This is a genomic window from Actinoplanes sp. OR16 (assembly GCF_004001265.1).
GTDB lineage: Bacteria > Actinomycetota > Actinomycetes > Mycobacteriales > Micromonosporaceae > Actinoplanes.
In genome coordinates, this window is sequence record NZ_AP019371.1 from 1,272,441 (window position 1) to 1,291,377 (window position 18,937).

An 18,937-nucleotide genomic window follows, 5' to 3' on the forward strand; every position below is an offset into this window, starting at 1 on the left:
AAAAACCGCGCTCACACCTCGGAGATGCGCCGGCTCGCTTCGGTCACCGCTTCGAGGACCGCCCGGGCGTACCGCGGAGTGGCTCCGGCCAGGCCACAGGCCGGTGTGATCACCACCTGCTCGGGGAGCCGGGCCGCCGGGAAGCCCAGCCGCTGCCACAGTGTGCGTACGCGCTCCGCGATCTTCTTGGCGTCCGGACGGGACGTCCCGGTGGTGGCGACCGCGCCCGCGAAGATCCCGAGCCCGGCCTCGATCGCCTCGCCGACCGGGTCGAGGTCCGTGAGCAGCGACAGGTCGAGCGCCACTGCGGCGGCGCGCGCGTCCCGGACCACTTGTAGCGGCGTCTCGGGGGCGCAGCAGTGCAGGACGACCGGGGCGCCGGCCGCCTCGACCACCGTCCGCAGGCGGGTCGCGGCGTCCGGCCCGTCCACCTTCCGGTACGCCGAGAGCCCGCTCTCCGTCGGCACCTGCCCGGCCAGCACGGACGGCAGCGACGGCTCGTCCAGCTGGAGCAGCACCGTCGCGCCGGGCACCCGTTTCCGGACGTCGGCGACGTGCCGCCGGAGCCCTTCGGCGAGCGAGTCGGTGAGGTCCCGGACGGCGCCCGGGTCACGCAGCATCCGCCCGCCGATCGGCAGGTCGACGCTCGCCGCGAGGGTCCACGGGCCGGCCGCCTGGATCTTCAGCGTGCCGGTGAACCCGTCGGCCTGCTCGGTGAGCTGGTCGAGGTCCCGTTCCAGCAGGTCGGCCGTGTGCCGCAGGTCCTTGCCGGGGCGCGAGGCGATCTGCCAGCGGCCGGCGTAGAGCTGCACCGGCAGCTCGACCAGGAAACCGGCGGTCCGGCCGATCATGTCGGCGCCCGGGCCCCGGGCGGGCAGCTCGGCGAGGTGCGGCAGCGCGGGCAGCTCGCCCATGACGATCCGCTGCGCCTCGGCGATGTCGGCGCCGGGCAGCGAGCCGATGCCGGTGGCGGAACCGACCGGCCAGGGGAAGTCAGGCATCGACGGCGGCCCGGCTTCCGGCCGTGATCGTCGCGGAGCCGAGCACGATGTCGCCGCCGGGGTCCGGCCGGTAGGCCACGATGGCCTGGCCCGCCGCGACACCCCGCGCCGGCGTCGTCAACGAGGCGATCAGCGAGTCGCCGGTGACGGAGACCGTGGCGCCGACGACCTCTCCATGAGCGCGGAGTTGCACGTCGCAGGCCACCTCGGGCGAGTCGTCGTGCCAGATCGGGCGGGTTGCGGTCACCACGTCGACTTCGAGATCCTCCCGCGGACCCACCGTCACCGTGTTGGAGACGGGTGTGATCGACAGGACATAGCGCGGACGGCCGTCAGCGGCCGGAACCCGCAGATCCAGGCCCTTGCGCTGGCCGATGGTGAACCCGAACGCCCCGTTGTGGGTGCCGAGCCTCTCCCCGGTCCGCCCGTCGACGATGTCGCCGGGCGCCGCGCCGAGCCGGCTCTCCAGGAAACCGCGGGTGTCCCCGTCGGCGATGAAGCAGATGTCGTGCGAGTCGGGCTTGTCGGCCACCGCCAGGTCGCGGGCGGCCGCCTCGGCGCGCACCTGCTCCTTCGTCGAGTCGCCGAGCGGGAAGATCGCCCGATCCAGCTGGGCACGGGTCAGGACCGCCAGCACGTACGACTGATCCTTCGCCAGATCGACGCTCCGCCGGAGAAGACCGTCAGCACCGAGCCGCGCGTGGTGGCCGGTCACCACCGCGTCGAAGCCCAGCGCCACGGCCCGGTCCAGCACGGCCGCGAACTTGATCTTCTCGTTGCAGCGCAGACAGGGGTTGGGGGTCCGCCCGGCCGCGTATTCGCTGACGAAGTCGTCGACGACGCTGTCGTGGAACTCCTCCGCCATGTCCCAGACGTAGAAGGGGATGCCGATCACATCGGCGGCGCGGCGCGCGTCCCGGGAATCCTCCAGGGTGCAGCAGCCGCGCGCTCCGGTCCGGAACGTCTGGGGATTACGCGCCAGCGCCAGGTGCACGCCGGTGACGTCGTGACCGGCCTCCTTGGCGCGCGCTGCGGCGACCGCGGAATCGACGCCGCCCGACATGGCCGCAAGAACTCGCATGTCCCCAGCCTATCTGGGTGTCTTCCACGCTCCGGCCCGGCGGGCACGCTCGACGGCGCCGGGTAGAGCGGCGAGCAGAGCGTCGACGTCGGCGACCGAACTGTCGTGGCCGAGGGTGAACCGCAGCGAGCCGCGCGCCCGCGCGTCGTCGGCGCCCATCGCGAGCAGCACGTGACTGGGTTGCGCCACACCGGCCGAGCAGGCCGAGCCGGTCGAGCAGTAGACCCCCTGCGCGTCGAGGAGCAGCAGCAGCGCGTCGCCCTCGCAGCCCGGGAAGGAGAAGTGGGCGTTGCCGGGGAGCCGGTCGGCCGGGGCGCCGTTGTAGATCGCGTCGGGGACCGCCGCGCGGACCCGGGCCACCAGGTCGTCGCGGAGGGCGGCGACGCGTTGCGCGTACTCGTCGCGCGTCTTCACCGCGGCCTCGACCGCCGCCGCGAAAGCGACCACGCCCGGGGTGTCCAGCGTCCCGGAGCGCACGTCGCGCTCCTGTCCGCCGCCGTGCAGCAGCGGCGTGACCTGCACGTCCCGCCCGAGCAGCAGCGCACCGACGCCGACCGGCCCGCCCAGCTTGTGACCGGTGAGCGTGAGTGCGGAGACGCCACTCGCCGCGAAGTCGACGGGGATCTGCCCGGCGGCCTGCACCGCGTCGGTGTGGAACGGGATGCCGGCGGAGGCGGCCAGCGCGGCCAGCTCGGCGACCGGCTGGATCGTGCCGACCTCGTTGTTCGCCCACTGGACGCTGATCACGGCGACCTGGTCGCCCTCCTCGGCGATCAGCTCGGCCACCGTCTCCGGGTGCACCCGGCCCTCGCCGTCGACCGGCAGCGTCACCACCCGGGCGCCCTCCTGCGCGCCCAGCCAGTCGACGGCGTCGATCACGGCGTGGTGCTCGACGGCGGAGACGGCCACGATGTCGCGCGCCGGGTCGGCGGCCCGGCGCGACCAGAACGTGCCCTTGACCGCCAGGTTGTCGCTCTCGGTGCCACCACCCGTGAAGATCACTTCGGAGGGGCGGGCGCCGAGCGCAGCGGCGATCCGCTCGCGGGACTCCTCGACCAGGCGGCGGGCGCCGCGGCCGGCGGCATGAAGGGACGACGGATTGCCGACCTCCCGGGCCGCGGCGACGTAGGCGTCCAGCGCGGCGGGGAGCATCGGCGTGGTCGCCGCGTGATCCAGGTAGGCCATCGTTCCCAGCTTAGGCCGTGGTGACAGGGAAACGGCCCGGCGGAGAACCGCCGGGCCGTTTGACTCAGATCACTTACTTGCGCTTGCGAACCTCGTCGGCGGCCTGGGGTACGACCTTGAACAGGTCGCCCACCACGCCGAAGTCGGCGAGCTCGAAGATCGGCGCCTCGGGGTCCTTGTTGACCGCGACGATGGTCTTCGAGGTCTGCATGCCGGCCCGGTGCTGGATCGCACCGGAGATGCCGAGCGCCACGTAGAGCTGCGGCGACACGGTCTTGCCGGTCTGGCCGACCTGGAACTGGTGCGGGTAGTAGCCCGAGTCGACCGCCGCGCGGGACGCGCCGACCGCGCCGCCGAGCAGGTCGGCGAGCTCCTCGACCAGCTTGAAGTTGTCCGCGTTGCCGACGCCGCGGCCACCGGAGACGACGATGCCCGCCTCGGTGAGCTCCGGGCGCGAGCCCTTCTGCTCGACGACCCGCTCGACGACCTTGGTCAGCTTGTCCTTCTCCCCCACCGACACCGTGACCTGCTCGATGGCAGGCGTCGCGGCCGACGCCGACGGGGTGACCGAGTTCGGGCGGATCGTGACGATCGGCAGGCCCTTCGTCACCTTGGACTTGGTGGTCGCGGAACCGGCGAAGATCGCCTGGGTGGCGGTGCCGTCGGCGTCCAGGGCGACCGCGTCGGTGAGCAGGCCGTTGTCCAGCTTGATGGCCAGACGGGCGGCGATCTCCTTGCCCTCCTGGGTGGAGGCGAGCAGCACGGCGGCCGGCGAGACCTGCTTCACCAGGTCGGCGACCACGGCGGCCTTGGGGGCGACCAGGTAGCCCTCGACGTCCTCGCCGGACGCGACGTAGATCTTCTCGGCGCCGAACTCACCGAGCTTGGCGGTGTCGGCGTCGCCGAACACCACAGCGGAGACCGACCCGAGCCCACGGGCGATCGTGAGCAGTTCGAGAGTGACCTTCTTGACGCCGGACTCGACGACGACCAGTACCTCAGCCATGACGATCCCCTCTCAGACGAACTTCTCGGTGGCGAGGAACGCGACCAGCTGCGTGCCGCCGTCGCCCTCGTCGGTGACCTTGGTGCCGCCGGAGCGCGCCGGGCGCTTCGCGAACTCGAGCACCTGGCTGGTGGCGCCGGCGAAGCCGACCTCGTCAGCCGCGACGCCCAGGTCACCCAGGGTGAGGCTCTGCACCGGCTTCTTCTTCGCGGCCATGATGCCCTTGAAGGACGGGTACCGCGGCTCGTTGATGGTGTCCCACACGCTCACGATCGCCGGGGTGGCGGCCGTGACGACCTCGTAGCCCTCGTCGGTCTGCCGCTCGATGGTCAGCTGCGAGCCGTCCACGGTCAGCTTGCGGGCGCCGGTCAGGGCAGCCACGCCGAGCAGCTCGGCCAGCATGTGCGGAACGACCTGGACCCGGCCGTCGGTGGACTCCGCGCCACTGAGGATCAGGTCCGGGTTCAGCGTGCGCAGCGCGGCGGCGAGAACCTTGGAGGTGGCGACCGCGCAGGAACCGTGAAGGGCGTCGTCCTGCACGTGGACGGCCTTGTCCGGGCCCATCGAGAGCGCCTTGCGGATCGACTCGGTGGCGCCGGACGGGCCGACCGTCAGAACGGTCACCTCGCCCCCGTGCGCTTCCTTGATCTTCAGCGCTTCCTCGATGGCGTATTCGTCCATCTCGTTGATGACGTTGCTCGCGGACGCGCGGTCCACCGAGTAGTCAGCGCTCAGGGTGCGCTCGGCACCGGAGTCGGGTACCTGCTTGACCAGTACGACGATATTCATCGCGCTCCTACGACCCTCCTGTATTGAACGCACCGTTGCGGTCGCGGCCACACCTTGCGGCGGGACATGTCCGCAAGGTTACCCGCCAGTAGCTTTCCTGTTGCCGGCCACCGAGAGTGACACACCTCACCCACAGGACGATCTCTATCGCTACAGTGGCGACGAGGAGGTGTCACGACATGTCCGGTCAAAACGTCTCACTAGTGGACGGGGTGAACCTGCCCACGCCCCATACTCTCCCACCGGCGAACTTAACGGAGCCTCAGTCCCACGGCCGCGGCGGGCCTGACTCTCCGTGGTGCCTCTGCGGACGGCCGCGAGAGGCCTGCGTCACTGACGAGGTCCGCACCGTCTGGGTCGATAATCGACCACGTGCTCGGTGACCTGACTCTTTGGTTCGACCCGGAACGAGCGTCGAAGGTGGGCAGCACACCGGACTACCGGTTCTCGCTCGCCAACGAACGAACCTTCCTCGCCTGGATCCGCACCGGCCTCGCCCTGATCGCCGGCGGCCTGGCCTGCGCCCAGTTCCTGCCGCCGCTGCCGATCGAGCACCTCCGCGAGATCATCTCGCTGATCCTGCTGCTCCTCGGCGGCCTGGTCGCGCTCCGCGCCGTCGACCACTGGGCCCGCACCGAACGCGCCATGCGCCTCGGCACCGACCTGCCCCGCTCACACTTCCCGGCGGTGCTCGCCCTCGTCGTCGCCCTCGGCGCGGTCGCCCTGGTCGTCGCCGTGCTGGTCCAGATCTTCTGAGCGGATGACCGACCCCGGCGCCGCACCCGAGCGCACCCGCCTCGCCTGGCGCCGCACCGGCCTCTCCGCCGCGGCGGTCGGGCTACTCGCCGTCCGCCCGGCCTTCACCCCCGGCGCCGGACCGGCGGAGTGGCTGCTCGCGGCCGGCGCGATGATCTCCTGGGCCGCCCTGGTCGGGATCTCCCTGCACCGGGCGCGCGGGCTGGACGACCCGGTTCCGGCCGCCGTTCCGCGTGCGATCCGGGCCTACGCGCTGATCACGGTGGCTATCTCGGTCATCGCCGGATGGGTTGTCATGCTCTGATCGTCGCCGACGCCGCTCGGGCGGGGCATCATTGCGGCATGGTCCGGTTGTTCATCTTCTTGGCCGCGGCGGCGCTCGTCCTGCTCATATTGGCGCTCATCAGCGGTCTTTCGGCGGAGCGTGTCCGCAATCTGCCCCGTGCGGCCTGGGTTCTGGTGATCCTTCTCATCCCGATCGCCGGTCCGGCCGCCTACTTCGCCTGGGGTCGCCCGCTCGCCGAGGGATCCCGCCGCGCTCCGTCCCGCCCGTCCTCGCCGGACGACGACCCGGAGTTCCTGCGGTCGATGAACGTCGAGCAGTCCCGCCGCGAGCGCGAGATGCTCGCCCAGTGGGAGCGCGAGCTGAGCCCCGAGCCGGAGCGCCTGCCCGACGAGAAGGCGGAGGAGACGAGCGAACAACCGGATGGCGAACAAAAAGACGAAAAGAAGCCCTAGGCCCTAGATCAGGCCGACCAGCTTCGCGATGTCCTCGAAGACGTTCACCGCGTCGTCCTGCAGGGGCGCCCCGTTGGCGTATCCGTAGGCGAGCACCAGCGCGACGAGCGGCACCACCACCATGGCCAGCAGGCTCAGCAGGATCTGGAATCCGCGCAGCGCCCGTCCGCGCCGTTTCCTCCGCTCGACCGGTTTCCGCTTGCCGGCCTCCGCCGGCGAGGGCTGCGGCCGCTGCGGCACCGACGGCGGGCGCTGGGACGCACGCGGCGCCGACGCGACGGCACGCGCGGGCGGAACCGGACGCGCCGATCCCATCACCGGCGACACCGGATGCGCCTGACCGCTCACCGAGGAGATCGGCCGGGCATGTGCCACCACCGGCTTCGTCTGCCGCGTCGCGCGCGGCGCCGGTCCGGCTTGCCTCGGGGGTACGCCGGAAGCCGACCATCCACCGTCGTTCCGCGGAGGTGAGGTAGCCGCCGTGGCATCCGGGTCGGGTCGCCACGTCGACGGATCGGCGTCCGGCCACGGGTCGACCGGCGGACGCAGGTGCGGCGGCAGATCCGACTCGAACGACTGTGACTCGAACGGTTGGGGCTCGAACGGCTGCGGCTCGAACGGCTGCGGCTCGAAGGGCCGGGGGTCGTCGGCCGGTTCGGCGGAGGCCCCCTGAACGGGCTGCGGAGTCCGCTGCGGCAGCTGATCGGGCGGCGGCGGGATCTCACCGAGCCGCTCAGTGGCGAGCGGCCCACCGGGAATCTCACCCGAGGACGACCCGGAAAGCGACGCCCTGGAACCCGAAGCCGCGGCAAGTGGCGGTCCGGAGACCGGAGGCCCGGAAAGCGGCGGCCCGGAGACCGGAGGCCCGGAGAACGGCGGTCCGGAGACCGGAGGCCCGGAGAACGGCGATCCGGAGACCGGAGGCGCGGAGACCGGAGGCGCGGAGAACGGCGATCCGGAGCCGGGAGGGGCGGATACCGGCGAGCCGGCTGCCGGCGGGACGGAGACCGGGATCAGCGACCCGCCGTGAACCTCGGTGGGACCGTTGTCGCCCTCGTCGTCCTCCGGCGCAAGGTCGCCCCGGACCTCGCGACGATCGGCCAGGACCGTGGCGGCCTCGGCCTCTGCTGCCAGTTCGGCGGACGGCCGCGGCGGCACCGGCGTGGTCACCGCGGGCCGTTCCTCGGTCGGCCCGGCCATACCCGGACCGGCGGCCATGACCGGGCCCGCGGCCATACCCGGACCGGCGGCCATACCCGGACCGGCGGCCATACCCGGACCGGCGGCGTTCGGGGCGGCCACGGCGGGGCGCACGATCGCCGGGCCGGCCACCACGGTCGGTGCGTCGGGCTTGCGGGCGGGCAGGTATTTGGACGGGAGCCGCATCTCCTCGGTCGGGCCGGGGGCTGCGGGCTCGCTGGTCAGCAGTGCCGCGCCGGCCAGGATGCTGCCCTCGGCCACCACCAGTTCAGGTTGTTCGATCACCACCGGGGGGTCGCCGAGTTCGCGGTGCAGCAGGGTGGCGACCAGCGGGATCCGGCTCGCGCCGCCGACCAGGAAGACCCCGGCCAGCCGGCCTTCGGGCAGGTCGGCCCAGCGCAGCAGGTTCTTGGTGATCTGCACGGTCTGGTCCAGCACCGGCCGGGCCACCGTCTCCAGTTCCTCGCGGGTGAGATGCGCTTCGACGTCGAGCAGCGGCACCACGAAATCGGCGGCCTGAGCTCGGGAGAGGCGTTCTTTCGCGATCCGCACGTCGTCCCAGAGCTGACGGCGGGCCCGGCGCTCCTCGACCGTGGAGGGCGCCAGCAGCGGTCCCCACTCGTCGGTCCGGAGGTGCTCCACGATCGCGGCGTCCACGTCCAGGCCGCCGAGGTCGTCCCGGCCGTCCACGGCCAGCACCTCGAACCCGGAGGAGGTCCGCGCCACCACGCTCGCGTCGAACGTGCCGGCCCCGAAGTCGTGCACCACCACGACCGAGCCGATCGGCACGTCGCGGCCGAGCACCTCGGCGAAGTACGTCGCCGCCGCCACCGGCTCGGCGACCAGGCGGGCGCCTTCGAGTCCGGCCTGCGCGGCCGCCTCGGCGAGCAGGGTCCGGCGTGCCGAACCCCAGCTGGCCGGGCAGGTGAGCGTGGTGTCCGGCCGGTACGGCCCGACCGCCCGGTGCCACTCCTCGACGACCCGGGCCAGCACCGCCGCGATCAGGTCGGTGATCTCGAATTCCCGCTCACCCAGCAGGACCTGGCCGTCGTCCACCCGGCGTTTCGGGTTCGGCTCGAAGCGGGCCGGGTCGAGCCGGGCGCTGTGCACCGCGTCCCGGCCGACGAGCAGGTCACCCGCGGTGTCGGCGTAGACCGCGGACGGCAGTAGCGGTGAGCCGTCGACCAGGATCGGGCGGGCGCGGCCGTCCGGCCATCGCGCGACGGCGACGGTGTTCGAGGTGCCGAAGTCGATGCCGAGGGCGTACCGCTTCGGACCACCCTGGTCGATGGACATGACCGCAGTGTAGGCAATGACGGACCCGTATCGGTCCCTCCACTACCTCCCGGTGAACTTCGGCTTGCGCTTCTCGACGAAAGCGGTGGTTCCCTCCACCCGGTCGTCGGTCGCGAACAACCCGGCGAACAGGTGCGACTCCAGCGCGAGGCCGGCGGCGAGGTCGACACTCAGCCCACCGTCGATCGCCTGCTTGGCGGCGCGCAGCGCGAGCGCCGGGCCGGTCGTGTAGGCCCGGACCAGCTCGGCGGCGGTCCCGTACACCTCGGCGGCCGGGACCACCCGGTCGGCCAGGCCGATCCGCAGCGCCTCCTCGGCGTCCACCATCCGGCCCGAGAAGATCAGGTCCTTGGCCTTGGCCGGGCCGATCAGCCGGGCCAGCCGCTGGGTGCCACCGGCGCCCGGGATGATGCCGAGCTTGATCTCCGGCTGGCCGAGCTTGGCGTCGTCGGCCACGACCCGCCAGTCGCAGGCGAGAGCGAGCTCACAGCCGCCGCCGAGCGCCCACCCGGTGACGGCGGCGACGGTCGGCTTCGGGATCCGGGCCACCGCGTCGAACGCGCTGGAGAGCGCCGCTGCCCGGGCCAGCATCTGCTGGTAGGTCACGGTGGTGAACTCGGTGATGTCGGCGCCCGCGGCGAAGACCTTCTCCCCGCCGTAGACGATCACGGCGCGGATCTGGTCGTCAGCGGTGGCGGCCTGCGCGGCTTCCCGCAGCTCCTCCTGGACCTGCGTGTTCAGCGCGTTCATCGGCGGCCGCTCGAGCCGGATCGTGCCGATGCCGTCAGCAACCTCGAGCCGTACGAACTCGCCCACCGATGTGCCTCCTCGCCCTGGGCCGTTTGGCCGCCAGCCTACGACGGGTACCGGCTACATTGGGGTCCTCTGGGAGGGGAAATGACGACGTACTACCGAGACCCGGAAGTGCTCATCACATCGTCCGGCGTCCACATGAACGACCAGGACTTCCGCCTGCCCGACCTGATCCGGGTCTGGTACACGAGAGGCACCCGGGACTGGTCGGTGATCGCCTGGCGCGGCGCGCTCGGCCTCACCATCCTGCTTCCGGTCGTGATGGGCGTCCTCGCGATCGGGGTCGCACTGGTCATCGAGGCCACCCTCGCCACGACGCTCGCCCTGATCGTCGGCGGCATCCTGCTCGGCCTGGCCGTCGTGCCGGTCGCCGACCTGATGCTCGAGCGGGTCGACAGGTCGTACGACCGGGGAAGCCGCAACCTGGAGATCTGGGGCCGGGTGCCCGGCGGTGACGTGCTGCTGCTGCGCACCGACAACGCCCAGCGGTTCGGCCGGGTCTACCGCGCCCTCCAGCGTGCCCTGGAGCCGGCGGTCCGCCGGTGAGGCGTGACGCCGCCGGTCTGGCCGGGTTCCTCGCCGTCATGGGAGCACTGCACTTCGCCGCTCCGAAACCGTTCGACGCGATCATTCCGGGGTCGCTGCCGGGAGAGCCGCGGCTCTGGACGTACGCATCAGGGGTTGCTGAATTGGCAGTGGCCGCCGCCGTCGCTCATCCCCGGACCCGCCGGGCCGGCGGCATCGCCGCCATGGCCCTCTTCGCCGCCGTCTTCCCCGCCAACGTCAAGATGGCGGCGGACTGGCGGCACGCGTCCCCGGCACGGCGGGCCGTCGCCTACGGCCGGTTGCCGCTGCAGGCGCCGCTGATCGCCTGGGCCTGGAAGGTCTCCCGCATTTAGGGCGAATCCCGGTCCCGACCCGCCGGGTTTGTGGACGATGAAGGCCTATGAGCAAGCGAGTCATCACCCCCGTCGAATCCCTGGACGACGCCGTGCGCATCGTCACCGAGGTCTGCGAACGCGCTCGTCACGGCGACATGGAGGCCCGGGTGCCGCCGGTCGGTGACGCGACCCTCGCTGCCCCGATGCGCGCCGCGGTGAACGGGCTGCTGGACCAGGTCGACGCGTTCGTCCGGGAGGCGGGCGCCGCCTCGGCCGCGGCCGCCGAGGGCCGCTTCCACCGCCGTTTCCTGGATCAGGGGCTGAGCGGGGCGTACAAGTCGGCGGCCCAGCAGATCACCCATTCCAACCTGGTGATGAGCCGGACCGCCGCCGAGTTCGAGAAGGCCGCGCAGGGCCGCCTGCGCCTCGCCGACCAGCTGGAGTCGGCCGTCCTCACCGTCTCCGAGCAGGTCGCCACGGCCGCCACCGAGATGGGCGCCTCGGCGAACGGGCTGGCCTCCTTCGCCCGGGAGGCGGTCACCGACGCCGAACAGGGCCTGGAGACCGTCACCGGGCTGCGCAGCTCCTCGGACGAGATCCGGCACGCCGTCGACCTGATCAACAAGGTGGCGGCGCAGACCCGCCTGCTGGCTCTGAACGCGACGATCGAGGCGGCTCGGGCCGGTACGGCCGGCTTGGGCTTCGGCGTGGTGGCGAACGAGGTCAAGTCGCTCGCGAACGAGACGAGCGAGTCCAGTGAGGAGATCATGCGGCAGGTCGCGACGGTGCAGCAGGCCGCGGCCGACGCGATCGGGGTGCTGGAGGCGGTCACCGGCCGGATCCGGGAGATGAGCGGGCTGGTCGACGGCATCGCCCGGGCCGTCGACGGCGGGCAGGACGTCACCGACGGCGGGCTCTCCCAGCTCGCCGAGGTCCTCCAGGGCGAGGTGTCGCGTTTCGTCACCATGATCCGGGAGGCATGAAATCCGATTCTCCGGGCAGCGAGCGCGCTGACCAGGGAACATCGAAGCCACCATGAAACTCACTCAGATCCGGCCGACCGGTACGGAACGGACATTCGGCGATGGCGAGTTGATCGTTACGAAGACCGATCCGCGGGGTGTCATCACGTATGCCAACGACGTATTCCTGCGCATCTCCGCGCTCGGCGAGGAGGAGGCAGTCGGGCAGCCGCACAGCGTGATCCGGCATCCGGACATGCCCCGGGCCGTCTTCAAGCTCCTCTGGGACACCCTCAAGCAAGAGCAGGAGATTTTCGCGTACGTCGTGAACCTCGCTGCGGACGGCGCCCACTATTGGGTGTTCGCCCACGTCACCCCCTCGTACGACGGCGCCGGCCGGGTCGTCGGCTACCACTCCAACCGGCGGGTGCCGTCCCGCTCGGCGGTGGCCGCGGCCGAAGACCTCTACGGGGTGCTGCGCGCTGCCGAGCGCCGGCACGACCGCACCCCGGACGCCGTCGCGGCCGGGTCCGCGATGCTGGAACAGGTGCTCGCCGAGCGCGGGCGGACGTACGACGAACTGGTCTGGGATCTGGCCACCGGCGGCCGTCTTTGACCACCGGCTCGATCTGTCAGCTGGTGTAGATGGCCTCGATCTCGGAGCGCTCGGGGAGCGCCCCACTCGCGCCGACCCGCTGCACGCAGGCGGCGCCGGCCGCGTTCGCCCAGCGGACCGCGTCGAGCAGGTCACGGCCCTCGCCCCAGGCGACGGCGAGCGCGCCGGTGAAGGCGTCACCGGCCGCTGTCGTGTCGGCCACCTCCACCGCATAGGCGGGGACGTGCTCGTCGCGGCCGTCGCGGTCGGCGTACCGGGCGCCGGCGCCGCTCAGCGTCAGCACCACCCTCGGCACCAGCGCGAGCAGGGCGGCCATCTCGGGGGCCGACCCACCGGTGATGGCCCGCGCCTCGATCTCGTTGACGACGAGCAGATCCACGTCGTCGAGCAGGCCCTCCGGCAGGTCCCGGGCGGGCGCGGCGTTCAGGATCGTGCGGGTGCCGCCCGCCCGGCCGGCCCGGAGCGCGGCGCCGACCGTCTCCATCGGGATCTCCTGCTGGCACAGGAGCACGTCCGCCTCGGCGATGGCGGCCTGCTCCTCAGCCGTCAGGCCGGTGAAGGTACGGTTCGCGCCCGGGCTGACCAGGATGGAGTTCTCCCCGGCACGGTCGACCATGATGACGGCGACGCCGGACGCACCGTAGCTCGTCCGTACCAGGCCGGTCTCGACGCCCGCGGCCGCGAGTCGCGCGCCCAGGGTGACCCCGAAGGCGTCCGAACCGATCGCGCCCAGGAACGTCGTCGCGCCACCGGCGCGGGCCGCCGCGATGGCCTGGTTCGAACCCTTGCCGCCCGGCGCCATCACGAAGTCGTCGCCGAGCACCGTCTCGCCGGGCCGGGGCAGCGCCGGCGCCAGCCCGACCAGGTCCATGTTCGCGCTGCCGGCCACGACGACCTTGGGCGCCATCTCAGGCGGCCCGAGCCGTGTAACGGTCGCCGAACCGGTCCACCACCAGCGGCAGGCCGAACGTCTTCGTCAGGTTCTCCGCGGTCATCACCTCGCCGAGCAGGCCGGACGCCACGACGTTGCCCTCGCGCAGCAGCAGGCCGTGGGTGAAGCCCGGCGGGATCTCCTCGACGTGGTGGGTGACCAGCACCATGGCCGGGGCGTCCGGGTCCAGCGCCAGCTCGCTGAGGTGGCCGATGAGGACCTCGCGACCGCCCAGGTCCAGGCCGGCCGTCGGCTCGTCGAGCAGCATCAGCTCGGGGTCGGTCATCAGCGCACGGGCGATCTGGGTGCGCTTGCGCTCACCCTCCGACAGGGTCCCGAACTCGCGGTCGGTGAAGCCGGTCATGCCGAGCTGGTCGAGCAGCTCCCGGGCGCGGGCCTCGTCCTGCGGGTCGTAGTCCTCCCGCCAGCGGCCCACCACCGACCACGCGGCGGTCATCACCACGTCGATGACCTTCTCGTCCTGCGGAACCTGGTCGGCGAAGCGCCCGGTGGTGATGCCCACCCGGGTGCGCAGTTCGTTCACATCGGTCCGGCCCAGCTTCTCGGCCAGCACGTAGGCCTGCCCGCGAGTCGGGTGCATCCGGGCGGACGCGAGGTTGAGCAGGGTGGTCTTGCCGGCGCCGTTCGGCCCCAGCACCACCCAGCGCTCATCGAGCTCGACCTGCCAGGACAGGTCTCGGATCAGGAAATTTCCCGCGCGGACCACGCTGACGCGGTCGAAGGCGATGACGGTGTCCTCGTCGGGCGGAATGGATACGGCAGCCTCCAGCACGCGTCCATCCAACCATGCATGCGCAGCCGGAAACGGACGGCCGTGCCGGGTACCACCTGTTCAGTCCGTCGTCGAGCCGAAGACCTCGTCGCGGACGGCGTCCAGGGCCATCCGCAGGGCGCCGTGCAGCACCGGCTCGGACGCCACCCCGGTCACCACGACCTTCGGCGAGACCAGCGTTATCGCGGCGACCTCGCGCTCCACCCGGTCGGCGAGCGCCTCACCGCCGGCCCGGCTCACCTCGCCGGCCAGGACCACGAGCGGCGGGTCGAGCACCACGCAGGTGGCGGCCACGCCGAGAGCCAGCCGCCGGGCCAGCTCGTCGAGGACCGGGTCGCCCGCAGCCCCGGCCGCCACGGCCGCGCGGACCACGTCGGACGCCTCGTTGCCCCGGAAGCCGTACTGCTTACCGATCGCCTTGACCGCGTCCGCCCCGGCGAGCGCCTGGAACGCGCCTTTCACTCCACGGCGTGACGCGTTGTGCGGCACCTCGGCGCCGGCCACGGGCAGGTAGCCGATCTCGCCCGCGGCACCGGTCGCGCCCTGGTGCAGGCGGCCGTTGATCACGGTGGCGAGGCCGACGCCGCGACCGATCCAGATCAGCGCGAAGTCCTTCACACCGGTCGCCGCTCCGGTGCCGGACTCGGCGACCGCCGCCAGGTTCACGTCGTTGCCGAAGAAGACCGGGGTGCTCAGGTCACGGCGCAGCTCGGCGAGCAGGCCCCGGTGCCAGCGCGGCAGGTCGTGGGCGAACGAGATCTCGCCGGATTCCGGATCGACGAGACCCGGGGTGCCGAGGACGACCCGGCGTACCGAGGACATGTCGGTGCCGGCCTCGCCGGCCGCCTGGACCACCGCGTTGTGCACCACGCCGACCGGGTCGTCGGTGTCCTTGGTGCTCTGCTCCACCCGGCTGATCAGGGTGCCGGTGATGTCGGCGCAGGCGGCGACGACGCAGTCCGGGCCGACGTCGACACCGATCACGTGAGCACTACCCGGAGTGACGGCGTAGAGCTGCGCGTTCGGCCCGCGGCCGCCGGCCTGCTCGCCGACCCGGCGCACCAGGCCGCGTTCCTCCAGCCGTTCGACGAGCTGCGAGGCGGTGACCTTGCTGAGGCCGGTCATCTCGCCGAGCTGCGCCCGCGTCAGCGGCCCACGGTTGAGCAGCAGGTCCAGCGCCGCACGGTCGTTGAGTGCGCGCAGCAGCCGGGGCGTGCCCGGGAGACGGGTGGCCATAGCGTTGTCCTTAATACTAAAGGTTCTTTCCTGTTACAGTGTCGACGCTCGACACGCAGCCGCAGCGTAACGGTAGGCGACGTTGCCTAACCGGAGGGTGGCTCATCGACTCCGAGCGATCATGGCAGGTCGCGGGGTTCCGGGACCACATTCGCGCCGTCGGAAGGACAACATGTCTCACGATCCGGGCCTTCGCCGGCTCGCTCTGCGCACCCTGCTCGCCGCCTTCCCCGGCCCGGCAGCGCCGGACTGGGCGCTCGAACTGGTCGCGGACGGGCTGGCCGGGCACACCCTCTTCGGGACGAACGTGGTCGAAACCGAGCAGCTGACGGCGCTGACCGCCGCACTGCGCTCGGCACGGCCCGACGTGCTGATCGCCATCGACGAGGAGGGCGGCGACGTCACCCGGCTCGACCACCGGACCGGTAGCCCGTACCCCGGAAATGCCGCCCTCGGCGCCGCGGACGACCCCGAACTCACCCGCCGGGTCTACGCCGCCATCGGTGGCGACCTCGCCGCCGCCGGCGTGAACCTCGACCTCGCGCCCACCGTCGACGTCAACACCGCCGACGACAACCCGATCATCGGGACCCGCTCGTTCGGCGCCGACCCGGCCCTGGTCGCCCGGCACGCCGCCGCCGCGGTCACCGGCCTGGAATCGGCGGGCGTGGCCGCCTGCGCCAAGCACTTCCCCGGACACGGCGCCACCGTGACCGATTCCCATCTCGAACTGCCCACCGTCGACGTGCCGCTCGACGTACTGCGTGAACGCGACCTGCCGCCGTTCTTCGCCGCCGTCGCCGCGGGCGCGCAGACCGTGATGAGCGCCCACATCCGGGTGCCCGCACTGACCGGCGACCTGCCGGCGACGTTCAGCCGGGCCGCGCTGACCGGGCTCCTCCGCGACGAACTCGGCTTCCGCGGCGCGATCGTCACCGACGCCCTGGAGATGCACGGCGCGGCCGGCACCGCGGGCAGCATCCCGCTCGCCGCCGTCGCCGCCCTGACAGCCGGCGCCGACCTGCTCTGCATCGGCGCCTCGGTCGACCGTGAACTGGTCGAAGCCGTCGCCGCCGAGATCGCCACAGCGGTCACCGACGGCCGGCTCGAACTCTCCCGGCTCGAAGGGGCCGCGGCCCGCAATGCCGCGCTGGCCGCCTGGACGGCTGCGCCGCGCCCGTCGGCGGCTCCGGACGTCGAGCTGGGCGTCGCCGCGGCGCGATCCGGCGTACGGGTGGAAGGCTCCCCCGCCGAACTCGCCTCCCCCCTGGTGGTCCAGCTGGTGTCCGGCTTCTCGATCGCCGAGGGACGGGTGCCGTGGGGCCTGCGCCCGCACCTGAACGGCGTCGAGCAGATCGAAGTGGTGGCCGCCTCGACCAGCGCCGACGAGATCGCCGCCCAGGCCGCGGGCCGGCCCATCGTGGTGGTCGGGCGGCGCGTCCACAGCTCGCCGGAAGCCCGCGACCTGGTCGAGAAGCTCGCCGCGGCCCACCCGGTCGGCGTGGTCGAGATGGGCTGGCCGTCGGCGTGGCGGCCGTCCGGCGTGAAGGCGTTCGTAGTGACGCACGGCGCGAGCCTGGCCAACGGGCGGGCTGCGGCTGAGGCGCTTCATCTGGCTCGCTGAGGCTGCTCCTCGCAAGCCGCCTCGCCTGTTTCCTGCAAGGGGTGAGCCGGGCTCCGGGCGACTGCTCCCGAAGTCGCACCGAGCCCGGCTCACCGTCTGCGTCGCGTATCGAACTGGTCCCGAGTCGAACTCCGCGACGTCCCCAGACCCACCTGCGGACAGCACGTTACGTGGCAAGTCGGGCATGACGGAAGCGCTACGTAGTCGGATTGTCCGTTCGGTTAGTCCGATTCGAGCATAAGATTCGGACTTTTCGGCATATCAGGTGCTAGATCGCCGGGTGTGTTTACGCAGCGTCATGGGCTGGTGCCGCTATGAAGCAGTCGGTGCCGCATCGACGCGTCAGGCCGGTCCAGCCACGGCCACGCAGCACCGCCGCCACCTGCTCGGCTACAGAACACGGCCTCTCACTCACATCGGCCACGCCGTAGCGCAGGACCACCTCCCCCGCACTCGCCACCGCGTTGTCCCGCCGATAGTCACGCCATCGCTGCTCCGCCGGGTGGGCCGCCTGCCCGTCCAGTTCGACGTGGACGCCGTAGTCGGAGTAGCTGACGTCGTCGTACCAGCCGCCGCCTCCCCCCGGACGCCTCGATTCGCCGCCCGGCCTCGGGCGGCGCGATTGCCGCACTGCCGTGGGTAATCCGTGCGCGCGTTCGACGGCCCGCAGGTAGCGCCACTCCAGCACCGACTCGCAGCCGCTCCCCGCCTCAGCGAGCAGCACCCCCAACCCGGCACGGCGCAGCAGACGAGGGCGCTCCCGCAGAGCTCCGGCGATCCGCCGCGGAGTAGTGAGGCGCCGCCCACAAGCCGCCGCGATCCACTTCATCGCCTCGTCCTCACTACCCGCCGCCGATGCCAGATCCAGCACCGTCTGCTCCACCCGGGTCTGCGGAGGCGACCGAACAGGATGCCGCCACTCCCCCGCCCGCGTAGCCCGGTGCACCACGATGCCGGGGCACCGCCGGACACGCCGTTCGGCCGGGATGAGGACGTGGATGGCTCCGGCCGCCTCCTCACGCCCGATCAGTCCCACCTCCTCAGCCGCCGAACGATGGGACAGCAGAGCCCCACGCCCCGCCGAGAGAACCGCCGCCCACCGCCGAGCCGGCCGTTGCACCTCCCCGGTGAACGTGGCATAGACCCCGGTGTAGAGCCGCTGCCACCGCCCGGAGTCGACGAGGTTCCGAATCCTGTCCGCGCTCAGCCCGGCGCGGAGCGCTTGGTTCCGGGTGACGACACCACGCTGAAGCCCACTGATCTCATCGATGTGCACCATGCCACCGACCCTCCACCGAGCCGCGGCCGAGCGCCGGACCCCCTGTGGACACCCCCGAATTGTGGAAAACGATTCGTGGAATCTCGTGGGTGCTATGGGCCCCACCGGATTCCACAAACCCGCCACCGATCCAAGATCCGCGTGCGGGTACGCGGGCGAGCGCAGGTGCAGGCACGGACGACGAGCGGTGCCGCTCCAAGATCTGCGGACCGGGTGGCGATGCGGGCAAGAACGATGGATGGCCGCCGCTACTCCAAGATCTGCGAACCGGATGACGATGCGGGCAAGAACGATGAATGGCCGCCGCTACTCCAAGATCTGCGAACCGGGTGACGGGGCGAGCGCGGATGACGAGGCGAGCGCGGTCGATACGCGCACGACCGCCGCGAGCACGGCCGACCCAAGCACAACCAGCACGAGCAGGCCGGCCCAAGCGCACAGCGACCCAAGCACGACCAGCACGAGCGGGCCGACCCAAGCGCACAGCGGCCCAAGCACGACCAGCACGAGCGGGCCGACCCAAGCGCACAGCGGCCCAAGCACAACCAGCACGAGCACGGCCGACCCAAGCACGACCAGCACGAGCACGGCCGACCCAAGCACAACCAGTACGAGCAGGCCGGCCCAAGCGCACAGCGACCCAAGCACAACCAGCACGAGCACAGCCGCCCCAACCGCACAGCCGCCCCAACCGCACAGCCGACCCAAAGCACACAGCGACCCAAACGCGACCGGCGCGGCTGGGCGCGG

20 protein-coding genes are annotated in these 18,937 nt (G+C 72.0%); 8 read left to right on the plus strand and 12 right to left on the minus strand.

Annotation, left to right across the window (positions count from 1 at the left end):
* Positions 1–11: 11 nt before the first annotated feature.
* From EP757_RS05790 to EP757_RS05810, 5 genes are all read right to left on the minus strand, one after another.
* The gene (locus EP757_RS05790; protein WP_127543165.1) at positions 12–1,001 is read right to left on the minus strand and encodes a methionine synthase; all 990 of its coding nucleotides are present in this window, start codon (positions 999–1,001) and stop codon (positions 12–14) included.
* Complete coding sequence (mnmA, locus tag EP757_RS05795; protein ID WP_127543166.1) at positions 994–2,082, minus strand: tRNA 2-thiouridine(34) synthase MnmA; 1,089 nt, start codon at positions 2,080–2,082, stop codon at positions 994–996. The genes EP757_RS05790 and mnmA overlap by 8 nt, the downstream gene beginning before the upstream one ends.
* A 9-nt stretch (positions 2,083–2,091) precedes the next feature.
* Positions 2,092–3,267 (minus strand): cysteine desulfurase family protein, encoded by a 1,176-nt coding sequence (locus tag EP757_RS05800; protein ID WP_127543167.1) that lies wholly within the window; start codon positions 3,265–3,267, stop codon positions 2,092–2,094.
* A gap of 73 nt (positions 3,268–3,340) precedes the next feature.
* Positions 3,341–4,273: an electron transfer flavoprotein subunit alpha/FixB family protein gene (locus tag EP757_RS05805; protein ID WP_127543168.1), complete on the minus strand. Its 933-nt coding sequence runs from the start codon at positions 4,271–4,273 to the stop codon at positions 3,341–3,343.
* Positions 4,274–4,285: 12 nt separating this feature from the next.
* A complete protein-coding gene (locus EP757_RS05810) occupies positions 4,286–5,062 on the minus strand; it encodes an electron transfer flavoprotein subunit beta/FixA family protein (protein ID WP_127543169.1) in 777 nt (258 codons plus the stop codon).
* Positions 5,063–5,434: 372 nt separating this feature from the next.
* On the opposite strand from EP757_RS05810, the gene EP757_RS05815 reads away from it, so the two are divergent.
* From EP757_RS05815 to EP757_RS05825, 3 genes are read left to right on the plus strand one after another with little or no spacing between them, the layout of a single operon-like run.
* The gene (locus EP757_RS05815; RefSeq protein WP_127543170.1) at positions 5,435–5,818 is read left to right on the plus strand and encodes a YidH family protein; all 384 of its coding nucleotides are present in this window, start codon (positions 5,435–5,437) and stop codon (positions 5,816–5,818) included.
* A gap of 4 nt (positions 5,819–5,822) precedes the next feature.
* The gene (locus tag EP757_RS05820) at positions 5,823–6,122 is read left to right on the plus strand and encodes a DUF202 domain-containing protein (RefSeq protein WP_127543171.1); all 300 of its coding nucleotides are present in this window, start codon (positions 5,823–5,825) and stop codon (positions 6,120–6,122) included.
* A 38-nt stretch (positions 6,123–6,160) separates the two neighbouring features.
* Positions 6,161–6,556 carry a PLD nuclease N-terminal domain-containing protein gene (locus tag EP757_RS05825; RefSeq protein WP_127543172.1) on the plus strand — a complete coding sequence of 132 codons (396 nt, stop codon included), beginning with the start codon at positions 6,161–6,163 and terminating at the stop codon, positions 6,554–6,556.
* A gap of 3 nt (positions 6,557–6,559) precedes the next feature.
* Here the strand turns inward: EP757_RS05825 and EP757_RS43750 are convergent, their stop codons facing one another.
* Together EP757_RS43750 and EP757_RS05835 are read right to left on the minus strand one after the other, a co-directional pair.
* The gene (locus EP757_RS43750; RefSeq protein ID WP_232050389.1) at positions 6,560–9,052 is read right to left on the minus strand and encodes an Hsp70 family protein; all 2,493 of its coding nucleotides are present in this window, start codon (positions 9,050–9,052) and stop codon (positions 6,560–6,562) included.
* A gap of 42 nt (positions 9,053–9,094) precedes the next feature.
* The gene (locus EP757_RS05835; protein WP_127543173.1) at positions 9,095–9,868 is read right to left on the minus strand and encodes an enoyl-CoA hydratase/isomerase family protein; all 774 of its coding nucleotides are present in this window, start codon (positions 9,866–9,868) and stop codon (positions 9,095–9,097) included.
* An 81-nt stretch (positions 9,869–9,949) separates the two neighbouring features.
* Here EP757_RS05835 and EP757_RS05840 point away from each other — a divergent pair, with 81 nt between their 5' ends.
* From EP757_RS05840 to EP757_RS05855, 4 genes are read left to right on the plus strand one after another with little or no spacing between them, the layout of a single operon-like run.
* A complete protein-coding gene (locus tag EP757_RS05840; RefSeq protein ID WP_127543174.1) occupies positions 9,950–10,411 on the plus strand; it encodes a DUF6232 family protein in 462 nt (153 codons plus the stop codon).
* Positions 10,408–10,764, plus strand: coding sequence for a hypothetical protein (locus tag EP757_RS05845; protein WP_127543175.1), 357 nt, complete (start codon positions 10,408–10,410; stop codon positions 10,762–10,764). The genes EP757_RS05840 and EP757_RS05845 overlap by 4 nt, the downstream gene beginning before the upstream one ends.
* Positions 10,765–10,811: 47 nt before the next feature.
* Positions 10,812–11,729, plus strand: a complete 918-nt coding sequence (locus EP757_RS05850) for a methyl-accepting chemotaxis protein (RefSeq protein WP_127543176.1) — start codon at positions 10,812–10,814, stop codon at positions 11,727–11,729.
* 52 nt (positions 11,730–11,781) lie between these two features.
* Positions 11,782–12,324 (plus strand): PAS domain-containing protein, encoded by a 543-nt coding sequence (locus EP757_RS05855; RefSeq protein ID WP_127543177.1) that lies wholly within the window; start codon positions 11,782–11,784, stop codon positions 12,322–12,324.
* Positions 12,325–12,340: 16 nt separating this feature from the next.
* On the opposite strand, the gene EP757_RS05860 is transcribed toward EP757_RS05855, so the two are convergent.
* Genes EP757_RS05860 through EP757_RS05870 form a run of 3 tightly spaced genes read right to left on the minus strand, consistent with a single transcriptional unit; the run spans position 12,341 to position 15,284 of the window.
* A complete protein-coding gene (locus EP757_RS05860; protein WP_127543178.1) occupies positions 12,341–13,231 on the minus strand; it encodes a ribokinase in 891 nt (296 codons plus the stop codon).
* Position 13,232: 1 nt separating this feature from the next.
* On the minus strand, positions 13,233–14,060 hold the full coding sequence (locus EP757_RS05865) for an ABC transporter ATP-binding protein (RefSeq protein WP_127543179.1): 828 nt from the start codon (positions 14,058–14,060) through the stop codon (positions 13,233–13,235).
* A gap of 48 nt (positions 14,061–14,108) precedes the next feature.
* A complete protein-coding gene (locus EP757_RS05870) occupies positions 14,109–15,284 on the minus strand; it encodes an ROK family transcriptional regulator (RefSeq protein WP_127543180.1) in 1,176 nt (391 codons plus the stop codon).
* A 172-nt stretch (positions 15,285–15,456) separates the two neighbouring features.
* Here EP757_RS05870 and EP757_RS05875 point away from each other — a divergent pair, with 172 nt between their 5' ends.
* Positions 15,457–16,908, plus strand: coding sequence for a glycoside hydrolase family 3 N-terminal domain-containing protein (locus tag EP757_RS05875; protein WP_127543181.1), 1,452 nt, complete (start codon positions 15,457–15,459; stop codon positions 16,906–16,908).
* Between the two features lie 286 nt (positions 16,909–17,194).
* On the opposite strand, the gene EP757_RS05880 is transcribed toward EP757_RS05875, so the two are convergent.
* Positions 17,195–18,187 (minus strand): type IV toxin-antitoxin system AbiEi family antitoxin domain-containing protein, encoded by a 993-nt coding sequence (locus tag EP757_RS05880; protein WP_127543182.1) that lies wholly within the window; start codon positions 18,185–18,187, stop codon positions 17,195–17,197.
* A 306-nt stretch (positions 18,188–18,493) separates the two neighbouring features.
* Positions 18,494–18,850: a hypothetical protein gene (locus EP757_RS05885; protein ID WP_127543183.1), complete on the minus strand. Its 357-nt coding sequence runs from the start codon at positions 18,848–18,850 to the stop codon at positions 18,494–18,496.
* Positions 18,851–18,937 lie beyond the last annotated feature (87 nt).

What these genes read in the sequence shown, in the direction of transcription:
- mnmA (WP_127543166.1), bottom strand. Translation starts at nt 2,082, where the DNA reads ATGCGAGTTCTTGCGGCCATGTCGGGCGGCGTCGATTCCGCGGTCGCC.
- EP757_RS05820 (WP_127543171.1), top strand. Translation starts at nt 5,823, where the DNA reads ATGACCGACCCCGGCGCCGCACCCGAGCGCACCCGCCTCGCCTGGCGC.
- EP757_RS05855 (WP_127543177.1), top strand. Translation starts at nt 11,782, where the DNA reads ATGAAACTCACTCAGATCCGGCCGACCGGTACGGAACGGACATTCGGC.
- EP757_RS05805 (WP_127543168.1), bottom strand. Translation starts at nt 4,273, where the DNA reads ATGGCTGAGGTACTGGTCGTCGTCGAGTCCGGCGTCAAGAAGGTCACT.
- EP757_RS05810 (WP_127543169.1), bottom strand. Translation starts at nt 5,062, where the DNA reads ATGAATATCGTCGTACTGGTCAAGCAGGTACCCGACTCCGGTGCCGAG.
- EP757_RS05825 (WP_127543172.1), top strand. Translation starts at nt 6,161, where the DNA reads ATGGTCCGGTTGTTCATCTTCTTGGCCGCGGCGGCGCTCGTCCTGCTC.
- EP757_RS05840 (WP_127543174.1), top strand. Translation starts at nt 9,950, where the DNA reads ATGACGACGTACTACCGAGACCCGGAAGTGCTCATCACATCGTCCGGC.
- EP757_RS43750 (WP_232050389.1), bottom strand. Translation starts at nt 9,052, where the DNA reads ATGTCCATCGACCAGGGTGGTCCGAAGCGGTACGCCCTCGGCATCGAC.
- EP757_RS05860 (WP_127543178.1), bottom strand. Translation starts at nt 13,231, where the DNA reads ATGGCGCCCAAGGTCGTCGTGGCCGGCAGCGCGAACATGGACCTGGTC.
- EP757_RS05790 (WP_127543165.1), bottom strand. Translation starts at nt 1,001, where the DNA reads ATGCCTGACTTCCCCTGGCCGGTCGGTTCCGCCACCGGCATCGGCTCG.
- EP757_RS05875 (WP_127543181.1), top strand. Translation starts at nt 15,457, where the DNA reads ATGTCTCACGATCCGGGCCTTCGCCGGCTCGCTCTGCGCACCCTGCTC.
- EP757_RS05880 (WP_127543182.1), bottom strand. Translation starts at nt 18,187, where the DNA reads ATGGTGCACATCGATGAGATCAGTGGGCTTCAGCGTGGTGTCGTCACC.
- EP757_RS05850 (WP_127543176.1), top strand. Translation starts at nt 10,812, where the DNA reads ATGAGCAAGCGAGTCATCACCCCCGTCGAATCCCTGGACGACGCCGTG.
- EP757_RS05800 (WP_127543167.1), bottom strand. Translation starts at nt 3,267, where the DNA reads ATGGCCTACCTGGATCACGCGGCGACCACGCCGATGCTCCCCGCCGCG.
- EP757_RS05870 (WP_127543180.1), bottom strand. Translation starts at nt 15,284, where the DNA reads ATGGCCACCCGTCTCCCGGGCACGCCCCGGCTGCTGCGCGCACTCAAC.